Raw genomic sequence first — 13147 nt, 5'->3', positions numbered from 1 at the left:
TTTCCCCATTTCCATCGCCAATCTTCCAGGCGGCGCCAATACCGTAAAAAAAGAGGCCGCCTCTCTACAGTTTAGCGAGGCGCCTCTTTTTTCGGCGACATTTTGCCTGTTTTCGGAGCGACGACAATCGAACGGTGCGGATCAACGCCAACGGAATAGGTCAAGACGTGCTTGTTGTCAGCCAGCGCTGCATGGATGATCTTCCGTTCATGCGCCGGCAACGGCTCCAACCTTACTTCTTTTCCCGTCTTCACCGCCCGGGCGGCCAGCTTGTGCGCCAGTTCGATCAGCGCCTTTTCCCTTCGTTCGCGGTAATTTTCGACATCGACGGCAATCGACACGTATTCGTCAGCATGGCGGTTGGCGACGAGCTGCGCCAAAAACTGAAGAGCGTTTAACGTTTGCCCGTGCTTGCCGATCAATAGACCGACCGGCCCCCCGTGCACATGAAGCGTCACCTGCTTGCCGCGGCGGACGGCTTCGATGCTTGCCCCTTCCGCCCCCATTTGCGCGATGACTTGCTGCAAAAAGCGAACCGTCTCCTCAACCGGGTCGATTTTCAGCACGGCTTTCACAACCGCCGGCCGGCCGCCAAACAAGCCAAACCAACCTCTTTTCCCTTCATCGAGCACAACAATAACCGCACGCTCTCGAGGCACGCCAAGCTGCGCGAGCGCCAACTGCACCGCCTCTTCGACTGTCCGGGCAGTCGCGGTCACTTCTTTCACTTTTTCGCTCCTCCTGAATGGGCGGCAATCTCCGGCCCTTTAATGAGATACGTTTGCACAATGGAGAAAATATTTCCGACGACCCAGTAAAGCGACAAAGCAGCTGGGAAGTTGATCGCGAAAATGACGATCATAATCGGCATCATCCAAAGCATCATCGCCATTTGTGGATTTTGCTGAGCGGAGCCGGCCATCATGATTTTCTGCTGGATGAACGTCGTCACGCCGGCAATGACCGGCAAAATGTAGTACGGGTCTTTTTCGCCAAGGTCAAACCATAAAAAATTATGTTGGGCAATTTCTCTCGTCCGCATGATGGCATGGTAAAATCCAATTAAAATCGGCATCTGGATCAAAATCGGGAAGCAGCCGGCCATTGGGTTGACGCCGTGCTTTTGGAATAAGAGCATCATCTCTTGCTGCAGCTTTTGTTGAGTTTGCGCGTCTTTTGAGCTGTATTTTTTGCGGAGCGCTTCAATTTCCGGCTGAAGCGCTTGCATCGCCTTCGCGTTGCGCGTCTGTTGAATCATCAGCGGCAAAATCAATAAGCGGATCAAAATGGTGACGACAATGATGGACAACCCAAAGCTTCCGCCGAGCAGCCCGGCGACATATTTGATCAGCCAAGAAAGCGGATAAACGATATACTCGTTCCAAAACCCCTTGCTTTCCGGGGTGATCGGTTTGTGAATTTCCGTGCATCCGGCCAGCACAGCCGCTAACGCACCGAACAAAATGATGAATCTGATTCGCCTTTTCACCTTCTTTTTCCTCCCACATATACAAGTTCACGTATGTATTTTACCATTTTTTTTGCCGCGTGGAGCATTTTTTCAAGCCGAATGCGACGGTTGGCCTCCTTTTTTCAGCCCTCCGGATTTCCGGAGCACATGGATTAAACTTTTTTTTACTTCCGCATAATTCATCTCCGCCACCGGCTGCCTAGCGATAACGACATAGTCTTTGCCAGGGGCAATCTCCTCTTTCAATTCGAGGAAGCATTGGCGGATGTAGCGCTTGATTCGATTTCGGACGACAGCCTTGCCAAGTTTTTTGCTGACAGACAGCCCGATGCGAAAATAAGGCTGCTCCGGGCGGTCAAGCGTGTAGATGACAAACTGGCGGTTGGCCGTTGAAGCGCCCCTCTGAAACACTTCCTGGAACTCTTCGTTTTTCTTGATCCGATACTTTTTTTTCATTCTCCCCAAACACTCCATTTGCCTAATTTCCCGGCGGCAAAATATTGAGAAAAAAGACCACTGAAACTTCAGTGGCCTATTATGCAGACAAAACTTTTCTTCCTTTGCGGCGGCGGCGCGCCAACACTTTTCTGCCGTTTCTCGTGCTCATGCGCGCGCGGAATCCGTGCACTTTGCTTCGTTTCCGTCTATTCGGTTGATACGTCCGTTTCATCTATGACACCTCCCTAGGGAATAACAGTTACGGGCAGTCTTTCTCATTATATTGAACAATCTTAGCAAATGTCAACCGCCTCTTCGTTTTTCCAACTCTGATCAGCGCTGTGGATAAATTTTTTCTCCCTATCAACAATCCACAACATTTATCGACATTTTTTTCACATGTTCAATGGTGTGGATAATGATTTTTTCACACCCTGTCCATTTTGTGGATAATCAAAAAAATCCCGTTGCAACAAGCCGCTTTATTTGCTATTATTATTGTGTTTTCACTATGGATAATTATGTGGATAAGATGATTCTATCCACATTTTGTGGATAGATTGTGGATAGTTTTTTCACAACGCGTTAATAATATTACCCACAGATGGTGGATTTTGTCGAAAAGCTTCTTTATTTCCTTAATACGCTTTTTCCACAAACTTATTTTTTTAAACAAACGATCATCCTCTGACTTAAGGGAGGGGCAACGGGTGGAAAATATCCATGACTTATGGGATCGCGTGCTCGCGGAGATTGAACGAAAAATCAGCAAGCCGAGCTTTGAAACTTGGCTCAAGTCAACAAAAGCCCACTCTTTACGAGGTGACACGCTCGTCATCGTAGCCCCGAACGAGTTTGCTAGAGATTGGCTTGATTCTCGCTACTCTCATTTGATTGCGGAAACGATCTACACCATCACGGGCGAAGAATTGGCCGTCAAGTTTATCATTCCGCCAAATCAGGATGATGAAGAACTAGAGTTCCAGTCATCTAAGAAAAAGCAACGGAAACCGTATGAAGAGACAAACGATTTCCCACAAAGCATGTTAAATCCGAAATACACATTCGATACGTTTGTCATCGGCTCCGGCAACCGGTTCGCCCATGCCGCTTCATTGGCGGTCGCTGAGGCTCCGGCCAAAGCATACAACCCCTTGTTTATCTATGGCGGCGTCGGACTTGGAAAAACACACTTAATGCACGCGATCGGCCATTACGTGATTGAACATAACCCATCGGCGAAAGTGGTCTATTTATCTTCAGAGAAGTTTACGAATGAGTTTATTAACGCCATCCGAGACAACCGCCCTGACGACTTTCGCAACAAGTACCGGAACGTTGACGTCCTACTGATCGATGATATTCAGTTTTTGGCCGGAAAAGAACAAACGCAAGAAGAATTTTTCCATACGTTTAATACGCTGCACGAGGAGAGCAAGCAAATCGTCATCTCAAGCGATCGACCGCCGAAAGAAATCCCAACACTCGAAGACCGCTTGCGTTCGCGCTTTGAGTGGGGGCTCATCACCGACATTACGCCGCCTGATCTGGAGACGCGGATCGCTATCCTCCGCAAAAAGGCGAAGGCGGAGGGGTTTGACATTCCAAACGAGGTAATGCTTTATATCGCCAATCAAATTGACTCGAACATCCGCGAGCTTGAGGGCGCTCTCATTCGCGTCGTCGCTTATTCGTCGCTCATCAACAAAGAGATCACCGCTGACTTGGCAGCAGAGGCATTGAAAGACATCATCCCGAGCGCAAAGCCGAAGGTAATCACGATTCAAGACATTCAGCGCGTTGTTGGACAGCATTTCAACATCAAGATGGAAGATTTTAAAGCGAAAAAGCGAACAAAATCGGTCGCGTTCCCTCGGCAAATTGCCATGTATCTCTCCCGCGAACTGACCGACTGTTCGTTGCCGAAAATCGGCGATGAATTTGGGGGACGCGATCATACAACCGTCATCCACGCCCATGAAAAAATATCAAAGCTTTTGCAAACCGATACGCAGCTGCAAAGGCATATACAAGAGATTCAAGAAAAGCTGAAGCAACTGTGAACAACTGTCTCGGTTTTATGCACAGCTTATCCACATGTGGACAGGCTGTGCTTGCTTCGCTTTTTTTGTTTATCCACATACTAACAAGCCATACGACTAGTACTACGGTTTTTGTTTTTATATTTTCATAATTTATTTCCGACGATCTAAAGAAACAGGGAGGAACAGCAACGTGAACATTTCCATTGACCGCGAAGCGTTGGCCAAGAGCGTCCAAGACGTGATGAAAGCCGTATCGACAAGAACGACGATTCCGATTTTGACCGGAATCAAACTAACAGCAACCGCCTCGGGAGTAACGCTGACCGGAAGCGATTCCGACATTTCAATTGAATCGTTTATTCCGCTTGAAAAAGAAGGCAAGTTGCTCGTTGATGTGAAAAGACCGGGGAGCATCGTACTGCAGGCGCGCTTTTTCTCTGAAATCGTGAAAAAACTGCCGCAACAAATGGTGGAAATCGAAACGGAAGACAACTTTTTGACGATCATCCGCTCGGGGCACTCAGAATTCCGCCTCAATGGGCTAAACGCCGACGAATATCCGCGCCTGCCGCAAATTGAAGAAGAAAACGTGTTTCAAATCCCGGCTGATTTATTGAAAACCGTGATTCGGCAAACGGTGTTCGCCGTTTCTACATCGGAAACGCGCCCAATCTTGACAGGTGTCAACTGGAAAGTTGAACATGGCGAGCTTGTCTGCACAGCGACCGACAGTCATCGCTTAGCCATGCGCAAAGTGAAAATTGAGTCGGAAAATGAAGTATCATACAACGTCGTCATCCCTGGAAAAAGTCTTAATGAGCTCAGCAAAATTTTGGATGACGGCAACCACCCGGTGGACATCGTCATGACAGCCAATCAAGTGCTATTTAAGGCCGAGCACCTTCTCTTCTTTTCCCGGCTGCTTGACGGCAACTATCCGGAGACGGCCCGCTTGATTCCAACAGAAAGCAAAACGACCATGATCGTCAATGCAAAAGAGTTTCTGCAGGCAATCGACCGAGCGTCCTTGCTTGCTCGAGAAGGAAGGAACAACGTTGTGAAACTGACGACGCTTCCTGGAGGAATGCTCGAAATTTCTTCGATTTCTCCGGAGATCGGGAAAGTGACGGAGCAGCTGCAAACGGAGTCTCTTGAAGGGGAAGAGTTGAACATTTCGTTCAGCGCGAAATATATGATGGACGCGTTGCGGGCGCTTGATGGAACAGACATTCAAATCAGCTTCACTGGGGCCATGCGGCCGTTCCTGTTGCGCCCGCTTTATACCGATTCGATGCTTCAGCTCATTTTGCCGGTGAGAACATATTGACCCACCGCCCTCCTATTGGCGAAAACCATTCAGCTTCAAGGGCAAAAGCCGCCCGACAACGCTGCTTTTTCTCAAGTCCGATGAGAAGGCGGGCAACATCTATGCCCATCCTTCTCATCGGCTTTCTTTGCGAGTGGGCGGATTTTCCGGTAAAATAAAAGAATAGGCAGTTTGAAGGAAAGCGAGCGATGACACGGATGGAACAACGGGTGACGATTACAACGGAAACGATTACGCTGGGGCAGCTTTTGAAACTTGTGCGATTGATCGATACTGGCGGTGCGGCCAAATGGTTTTTGCAGGAACATCACGTGCTTGTCAATGGAGAACGGGAAAACCGGCGCGGGCGAAAGCTGAGAGACGGCGACCGGATCGACATTGAACCGTTTGGCACGTTCGTCGTCGTAAAAGCGGAGTAGGTGAAGGTTCGGTGTTTTTGACCAACTTAACGTTGACGAATTACCGGAATTATGAGTATGAAACGCTGAATTTCGGCGAGGGCGTGAACGTCATCTTAGGAGAAAATGCCCAAGGAAAGACGAACATGATGGAGGCCATTTATGTTTTGGCTATGGCGAAGTCGCACCGCACGTCCAACGATAAAGACCTTATCCGTTGGAATGAAGAGTATGCTAAAATAGAAGGAAGAGCGGAAAAACGAAGCGGGTCGTTAACGCTTGAGTTGCTTATTTCAAAAAAAGGAAAAAAAGCAAGATGCAACCATATTGAACAGCAACGGCTCAGCCAATACGTCGGCCATTTGAATGTCGTCATGTTCGCTCCTGAAGACTTGAATTTAGTCAAGGGAAGTCCGCAAGTGCGGCGCCGATTTGTCGATATGGAAATCGGGCAAGTGTCGCCTGTGTATATACATGATTTGAGCCAATACCAAAAGCTGCTGCAACAACGCAATCATTACTTAAAAATGATGCAGGCGCGCGAGCGGAGCGATGAGGCGGTTCTTGATGTGTTAACTGAGCAGCTTGTATTGCTGGCGGCCAAAATTACGCTGCGGCGCCGCCAGTTTTTGTCGCTGCTTGAGCAATGGGCGATGCCAATCCACTATGAAATCAGCCGCGGCGCCGAACAGCTTTGCATCCGATACGAACCGTCGGTCGACGTATCAGAAAAGGCGGAATTGTCGAGAATAGTAGAAGCATACAGTGAAACGTTCGCCGCCATGAGGGAACGGGAAGTTCTGCGGGGAACAACGTTGGTCGGCCCGCATCGCGATGACATCGCGTTTTTCGTGAATGGAAAAAACGTGCAAACTTTCGGTTCCCAGGGGCAACAACGTACAACCGCGCTAGCGGTCAAGCTGGCAGAACTTGAGCTCATCTTTTCCGAGTTAGGCGATTACCCCATTTTATTGCTGGATGATGTGTTGTCAGAACTTGATGACTTTCGGCAAACCCACCTCCTTGATGCCATCCGGAAAAAAGTGCAAACTTTTGTCACAACAACAAGCATTGACGGCATTAAGCACGATATCATTCAAGAAGCGGCCATTTATCGAGTCCATTCTGGCTCGGTAACCGCTCCTTCTTGACCGCGAGACCGTTGAACGTTTGCAAAGAAAGCGTAGGTGATCAGGCATGACAATGGAACAACGGGTTGAGCAGACGTACGATGCAAGCCAAATCCAAGTGCTTGAAGGCCTTGAAGCGGTCCGCAAGCGCCCGGGGATGTACATCGGCTCGACGGGGCCGAAAGGACTGCACCATCTCGTTTGGGAAATCGTCGACAACAGCATCGACGAGGCGTTGGCGGGCTATTGCACAAACATCGATGTGACGATCGGCAAAGACAACAGCATCACCGTCGCCGACAACGGGCGTGGCATTCCGGTTGACATTCACGAGGCGACCGGGCGTCCCGCCGTCGAAGTCATTATGACCGTCCTTCATGCCGGTGGGAAATTTGGCGGAGGGGGCTATAAAGTGTCCGGCGGCTTGCACGGCGTTGGCGCTTCGGTCGTCAACGCCTTATCGGAATGGCTCGAAGTTTACGTCTATCGGGATGGAAAAATCCATTACCAGCGGTACGAGCGCGGAGAACCGTGCACCGACTTGCAAGTCATCGGCGAGACAGACCGGACCGGAACGACGACCCGTTTTAAGCCGGACCCGGAAATTTTCACTGAGACGACCGAATTTGACTATGAAACGCTGGCCACTCGGTTGCGTGAGCTCGCCTTTCTAAATCGCGGCTTAAAAATCACGCTGACGGACGAACGGGTTGACAGCCGAAAAAACGAATATGTTTACGAAGGCGGCATTCGTTCATACGTCCGTCATTTGAACCGAACACGAGAAGTGCTGCACGAAGAGCCAATTTATATCGCTGGCGAGCGTGACGGCATTGCCGTAGAAATCGCCTTGCAGTACAACGACGGCTATACGAGCAATATTTATTCGTTTGTCAACAACATTCATACGCATGAAGGCGGCACACATGAATCTGGCTTTAAAATGGCGCTGACGCGCATTATCAATGATTACGCTCGCAAGCAGCAAATTTTTAAAGAAAACGACACGAATTTGACTGGCGAAGATGTGCGCGAAGGGCTGACGGCCATCGTGTCGATCAAGCATCCATCGCCGCAGTTTGAAGGGCAAACGAAAACGAAGCTCGGCAACAGCGATGCGCGCACGGTGACCGACGCTGTCTTTTCCGAACAATTTGAAACGTTTTTGCTTGAAAATCCGACGATTGCCCGAAAAATCGTCGAAAAAGGCATGATGGCGGCGCGGGCGCGGCTGGCGGCGAAAAAAGCGCGCGAACTGACGCGGCGCAAAAGTGCGCTTGAAATTTCCAATTTGCCGGGCAAACTGGCTGACTGTTCGTCAAGAGACCCGTCGATCAGCGAGCTGTACGTCGTCGAGGGCGATTCGGCCGGCGGCTCCGCGAAACAAGGGCGCGACCGCCATTTCCAAGCGATTTTGCCGCTGCGCGGGAAAATCCTTAACGTGGAAAAAGCGCGCTTGGACAAAATTTTGTCGAACAATGAGGTGCGGGCGATTATTACCGCCCTTGGCACGGGCATTGGCGAAGAGTTTGACATCTCAAAGGCGCGTTACCATAAGGTCATCATCATGACCGACGCCGATGTTGACGGGGCCCATATTCGCACGCTTCTTTTAACATTTTTTTACCGTTATATGCGGGAATTGATTGAACACGGCTACATTTATATCGCTCAGCCGCCGCTGTATAAAATCGAGCAGGGAAAACAGGTGCGTTATGCTTACAACGACCGCCAGCTTGAGAAAATCCTTGCCGAGCTGCCGGACCAGCCAAAACCGACGATTCAACGCTATAAAGGACTGGGCGAAATGAATCCGGAGCAACTTTGGGAAACGACGATGAATCCGGAAACGAGAACGTTGCTGCAAGTGAGCTTGCAAGACGCCATTGACGCAGATGAAACGTTTGAAATTTTAATGGGCGATAAAGTTGAGCCGCGCCGCCAGTTCATCGAAGAAAATGCCCGTTATGTGAAAAACTTGGACATTTAGGATAAAAAAAGAGGGAATCAGCCGCCCTCCTCGCTTCACCTTGCCGACGGGGACACCCGGCGCGCGAGCGAAGCGGCGCCCGCCGTCCGTCCGCGTCCGCCTGGCCGGGCGGTCCGGACTGGAGGAGGTTTCAAAGGGAGGTTTGAACGAATGGCAGAACACGAACAACCGCGCATCCGCGAAGTGAACATCAGCCAGGAAATGCGTTCTTCGTTTCTTGACTATGCGATGAGCGTCATCGTTTCGCGCGCCCTGCCGGACGTGCGCGACGGGCTGAAGCCGGTGCATCGCCGCATTTTATATGCCATGCACGACCTCGGCATGACTGCCGATAAACCGTATAAAAAGTCGGCTCGCATCGTCGGCGAAGTGATCGGGAAATATCATCCGCACGGGGATGCCGCCGTGTATGACACGATGGTGCGCATGGCGCAAGATTTCAACTACCGCTACATGCTTGTCGACGGACATGGCAACTTCGGATCGATTGACGGCGACGCGGCAGCAGCGATGCGCTACACGGAAGCGCGCATGTCGAAAATCGCCATGGAGCTTTTGCGCGATATCAACAAAGACACGATTGACTATCAAGACAACTATGACGGTTCGGAAAAAGAACCGGTCGTGCTGCCGTCCCGGTTTCCTAATTTGCTTGTCAACGGTTCATCCGGCATCGCTGTCGGAATGGCGACGAACATTCCGCCGCACCAGCTTGGCGAAGTGATTGATGCCTTGTTGGCATTAAGCCAAAATCCGGAGATGACGGTTGCCGATTTGATGGAATACATCCCAGGACCTGACTTTCCAACCGCTGGACAAATTATCGGCCGCAGCGGCATCCGCAAGGCGTACGAAACGGGTCGCGGCTCCATTACATTGCGCGCCAAGGCCGAAATCGAGCAGCAGCCAAACGGCAAGGAAACGATCATTGTGACCGAGCTACCTTACCAAGTAAACAAGGCGAAACTGATCGAGCGGATCGCCGAACTTGTGCGCGACAAAAAAATTGACGGCATCACCGACTTGCGCGACGAGTCGGATCGGAGCGGCATGCGCATCGTTATCGAAGTGCGGCGCGATGCCAACGCGAAGGTTGTGTTGAACAATTTGTACAAACATACGGCATTGCAAACGAGTTTTGGCATCAACATGCTTGCTTTGGTAAACGGCGAGCCGAAAGTGCTGAACTTAAAAGAGTGTTTGGAGCATTATTTAAACCATCAAAAAACCGTCATCCGCCGGCGGACGGCGTTTGAGCTGAAAAAAGCCGAGGCGCGTGCTCACATTCTGGAAGGGTTGCGCATCGCCCTTGACCATTTGGATGAAGTGATCGACCTCATCCGCCGCTCACAGACAACGGAGGCGGCACGCGAAGGGCTGATGGCGCGGTTCTCACTCAGTGAACGGCAAGCGCAGGCGATTTTGGATATGCGCCTGCAACGGTTAACCGGCCTTGAGCGGGAAAAAATCGAACAAGAATACCAAGACCTTGTCCGTCTGATCGCAGAACTGAGAGGCGTATTGGCCGACGAAGAGAAAGTATTGCAAATCATTCGCGATGAACTGAGCGAAATTAAGGAGCGGTTCAACGATGAGCGGCGCACGGAAATCGTTTCAGGAGCCGTTGAGCAGTTCGATGACGAGGATTTAATTCCACAAGAGCATGTCGTCATCACGCTTACTCATAAAGGCTACATCAAGCGCTTGCCTTTATCGACGTACCGGAGCCAAAAACGCGGCGGACGGGGCGTGCAAGGCATGCATACGGCGGAAGACGATTTTGTCGAACATTTGCTCATTACGTCGACTCATGACACCGTGCTGTTTTTCACGAATAAAGGGAAAGTATATCAGGCAAAAGGCTACGAGATTCCGGAATTCGGCCGCACAGCCAAAGGGCTGCCGATCATCAACTTGCTTGAGCTCGATAAAGATGAGTGGATCAACGCCATGATTCCGATTGAAAGCGAGTTTAGCGATGAACGCTACCTCGTGTTTGCGACAAAGCAAGGAATTGCCAAACGTTCCCCGCTTTCAGCGTTCGCCCATATTCGCAACAACGGGCTTATCGCCATCCATTTGCGCGAAGGGGATGAACTGATTTCTGTCCGGCTGACGGATGGCAAAAAGCATTTGATCATCGGTACGAAAAACGGCATGCTCATCCGTTTTCCGGAAACCGACGTGCGGGCGATGGGCCGCAGCGCGACTGGAGTCAAAGCGATCACGCTTGATGACGGGGATGAAGTAGTTGGCATGGAAATTTTAGAAGACCATCATGATGTGCTTGTCGTCACGAAAAAAGGGTTCGGCAAGCGTACTCCGGCCTCGGAATACCGCGTGCAAAGCCGCGGGGGCAAAGGATTGAAAACGTGCAACGTCACGGATAAAAACGGTCCTGTCGTTGCGGTGACAACCGTCGTCGGCAATGAAGACGTCATGGTGATCACGACCGGCGGCGTACTCATTCGCATTGCCGTCAGCGATATTTCTCGGACGGGAAGAATCGCCCAAGGCGTTAAGCTCATTCGCCTCTCTGGCGAAGATGGGCATGAGTGCGTCGCTACGGTGGCGAAAGTGCCTGAGGAAGAAAGGGACGAGGAATAAAGAAGAAGATCATTCAGCCTAACGGAAACGGCGCTTCGCCTATAGGCGCGGGGCGTCGTTTTTCTGTTTCAAAAGCCTGCCATCGCGGCCAAAATCATGTTACGATAGAAATACAGAGAAAAAAAAAGACAAAGGGGGCACTAATCGATGGTCCGTGTGAAACGCTCCCAGCTTCGCGAAGGATGCGTGCTCGCTGAAGATGTGCTCGGCAAGACGAAACGTCCAATTATACCGAAAAACACCGTGATCACGAAACCGTTGCTACTCGTACTTGAAAAATTCCTCGTTGAGGAAGTGGACGTTGAACCATTGCTTGCTAACGGTGAACCATTTCCCAACGTCGATTCCGCATCAACGGCGGTTGCCAAACAGCCGATGGCTTTCTACTTAGAGGCGGTCCAACGATACAAAACATGGTTTCAATCGTGGCAAGCCGGTTTGCCGGTTGATATCGGCGAAATCAGAGGGGTCATCATTTCGCTTTTTGAACGAATGGCGGGCCAAAAACGGGAGTTGCTTATGTTGCATCATTACGCAACAAAGGACGAATATTTGCACCATCATGCCGTCAGCGTCGGGCTGCTCGCGGGCTTTTTGGCCATGCAGCTTGGATACAGCGAAGGGGAATGCCACCAAATCGCCCTTGCCGGTGTGCTAGCAGACTGTGGCATGGCGAAAGTAAGTAAGAGAATTTTGACAAATCCGTCGGCGCTCACTGAAGCCGAGTTCAATGAAGTAAAGCAGCACCCTGTCTTCAGCTACCGCATGGTGCAAAAAATCCCTGCGCTAAACCATGGGGCAAAACTTGCTGTGTTGCAACATCATGAACGAAATGACGGCAGCGGCTACCCGCTCGGAGTAAAAGCAGAAAGAATTCACCCTTACAGCCAGATCGTTGCCGTCGCTGATGTCTACCATGCCATGACTTCAGAACGGTTATACCGTCGCAAACAGTCGCCGTTTCGGGCCATTGAAACGATGCAAAGGGAGCAGTTCGGCAAACTGAGTACAGAAGCTGTCGCCGCGCTGGTGAACAATCTCATCGGCCTACAAACAGGAGCCGTCGTCAAACTCTCCAACGGCGAAATGGCTGAAGTTATGTTTATTCCTTCGGACGAGCCAGCCCGGCCGATCGTCAAGATCATCGAAACCGGACAGTTGCTGTCACTAAGCGTTCAGCGGGACATATATATCGAGGAAATGGTGCAAGGTTGATCAGTGTCAGTTCCAAAAAATACTATTGCCTAAACAACATCCACATGATACAATCAACATTGCTTGTGACGGTAAAGAAATAAAAAAGTTGTTGACTTTTCGTTGTCCATGGGTTATTATTTAATAGCTGTCATCATTAAGGGACAGCGAAAAAGCTCCTTGAAAACTAAACAAAACGCAAGCGTCATAAGAAAAGCTGAGGCTCGCGGGTCGCCGCGATGGGCAAATGTTCTTCGCCTGCAGGGATTTACAATCCCGAAGGCGAAGGTTATTTGACCCCGAGAGGCGGCGGGCCGAAGCTGGACAATGCGAAAAGCTGAGGCCGCTTGCCTATCGGCGAAACGCGCTGAGAGGCCCGCGAGCGGGCTTAGCCCGCCGCAGCGGGACACGAAGCGTCGCGAGCCGATAGCGGCCGAAGCTGGACAATGCGAAAAGCCAATCAACTTTCTTTGGAGAGTTTGATCCTGGCTCAGGACGAACGCTGGCGGCGTGCCTAATACATGCAAGTCGAGCGGACCAAATCGGA

Annotated in this window: 11 protein-coding genes and 1 rRNA gene; 8 read left to right on the top strand and 4 right to left on the bottom strand. The window is 50.6% G+C overall.

What is annotated here, in order from left to right; translation table 11 throughout:
• Window positions 1-71: 71 nt before the first annotated feature.
• The 4 genes from jag to rpmH all read right to left on the bottom strand — a co-directional run bounded on the left by jag (window position 72) and on the right by rpmH (window position 2141).
• Window positions 72-728 carry an RNA-binding cell elongation regulator Jag/EloR gene (jag, locus tag JCR24_RS07555; RefSeq protein WP_011232958.1) on the bottom strand — a complete coding sequence of 219 codons (657 nt, stop codon included), beginning with the start codon at window positions 726-728 and terminating at the stop codon, window positions 72-74.
• On the bottom strand, window positions 725-1489 hold the full coding sequence (spoIIIJ, locus tag JCR24_RS07550; RefSeq protein WP_011232959.1) for a YidC family membrane integrase SpoIIIJ: 765 nt from the start codon (window positions 1487-1489) through the stop codon (window positions 725-727). Before spoIIIJ ends, jag begins: the two co-directional genes overlap by 4 nt.
• A gap of 72 nt (window positions 1490-1561) precedes the next feature.
• A complete protein-coding gene (gene rnpA / locus JCR24_RS07545; RefSeq protein WP_011232960.1) occupies window positions 1562-1927 on the bottom strand; it encodes a ribonuclease P protein component in 366 nt (121 codons plus the stop codon).
• A gap of 79 nt (window positions 1928-2006) precedes the next feature.
• Window positions 2007-2141 (bottom strand): 50S ribosomal protein L34, encoded by a 135-nt coding sequence (rpmH, locus tag JCR24_RS07540; protein WP_003253900.1) that lies wholly within the window; start codon window positions 2139-2141, stop codon window positions 2007-2009.
• Between the two features lie 478 nt (window positions 2142-2619).
• Here rpmH and dnaA point away from each other — a divergent pair, with 478 nt between their 5' ends.
• The 8 genes from dnaA to JCR24_RS07500 form a co-directional block, all read left to right on the top strand.
• A complete protein-coding gene (dnaA, locus tag JCR24_RS07535) occupies window positions 2620-3972 on the top strand; it encodes a chromosomal replication initiator protein DnaA (protein WP_025949250.1) in 1353 nt (450 codons plus the stop codon).
• A 172-nt stretch (window positions 3973-4144) separates the two neighbouring features.
• Window positions 4145-5281 carry a DNA polymerase III subunit beta gene (gene dnaN / locus JCR24_RS07530; protein WP_238980406.1) on the top strand — a complete coding sequence of 379 codons (1137 nt, stop codon included), beginning with the start codon at window positions 4145-4147 and terminating at the stop codon, window positions 5279-5281.
• Window positions 5282-5469: 188 nt separating this feature from the next.
• Entirely contained in the window at window positions 5470-5700 is a 231-nt protein-coding gene (yaaA, locus tag JCR24_RS07525) for a S4 domain-containing protein YaaA (protein ID WP_012820418.1), read from the top strand.
• An 11-nt stretch (window positions 5701-5711) separates the two neighbouring features.
• Window positions 5712-6830, top strand: coding sequence for a DNA replication/repair protein RecF (gene recF, locus JCR24_RS07520; RefSeq protein ID WP_012820419.1), 1119 nt, complete (start codon window positions 5712-5714; stop codon window positions 6828-6830).
• Between the two features lie 46 nt (window positions 6831-6876).
• Window positions 6877-8799 carry a DNA topoisomerase (ATP-hydrolyzing) subunit B gene (gyrB, locus tag JCR24_RS07515; protein WP_014194553.1) on the top strand — a complete coding sequence of 641 codons (1923 nt, stop codon included), beginning with the start codon at window positions 6877-6879 and terminating at the stop codon, window positions 8797-8799.
• A 150-nt stretch (window positions 8800-8949) separates the two neighbouring features.
• Window positions 8950-11406: a DNA gyrase subunit A gene (gyrA, locus tag JCR24_RS07510; RefSeq protein ID WP_011229522.1), complete on the top strand. Its 2457-nt coding sequence runs from the start codon at window positions 8950-8952 to the stop codon at window positions 11404-11406.
• A gap of 147 nt (window positions 11407-11553) precedes the next feature.
• The gene (locus JCR24_RS07505) at window positions 11554-12621 is read left to right on the top strand and encodes an HD-GYP domain-containing protein (RefSeq protein ID WP_014194554.1); all 1068 of its coding nucleotides are present in this window, start codon (window positions 11554-11556) and stop codon (window positions 12619-12621) included.
• 446 nt (window positions 12622-13067) lie between these two features.
• Window positions 13068-13147: ribosomal RNA gene (locus tag JCR24_RS07500) — 16S ribosomal RNA — on the top strand; the annotation flags it as partial.

The organism is Geobacillus sp. YHL (assembly GCF_022341265.1).
Taxonomy (GTDB): Bacteria; Bacillota; Bacilli; order Bacillales; family Anoxybacillaceae; genus Geobacillus; species Geobacillus thermoleovorans.
The sequence above is the reverse complement of the archived record's forward strand: the minus strand, read 5'-3'. Positions and strand labels throughout refer to the sequence as shown.

What these genes read in the sequence shown, in the direction of transcription:
- rnpA (WP_011232960.1), bottom strand. Translation starts at nt 1,927, where the DNA reads ATGAAAAAAAAGTATCGGATCAAGAAAAACGAAGAGTTCCAGGAAGTG.
- rpmH (WP_003253900.1), bottom strand. Translation starts at nt 2,141, where the DNA reads ATGAAACGGACGTATCAACCGAATAGACGGAAACGAAGCAAAGTGCAC.
- yaaA (WP_012820418.1), top strand. Translation starts at nt 5,470, where the DNA reads ATGACACGGATGGAACAACGGGTGACGATTACAACGGAAACGATTACG.
- gyrB (WP_014194553.1), top strand. Translation starts at nt 6,877, where the DNA reads ATGACAATGGAACAACGGGTTGAGCAGACGTACGATGCAAGCCAAATC.
- gyrA (WP_011229522.1), top strand. Translation starts at nt 8,950, where the DNA reads ATGGCAGAACACGAACAACCGCGCATCCGCGAAGTGAACATCAGCCAG.
- JCR24_RS07505 (WP_014194554.1), top strand. Translation starts at nt 11,554, where the DNA reads ATGGTCCGTGTGAAACGCTCCCAGCTTCGCGAAGGATGCGTGCTCGCT.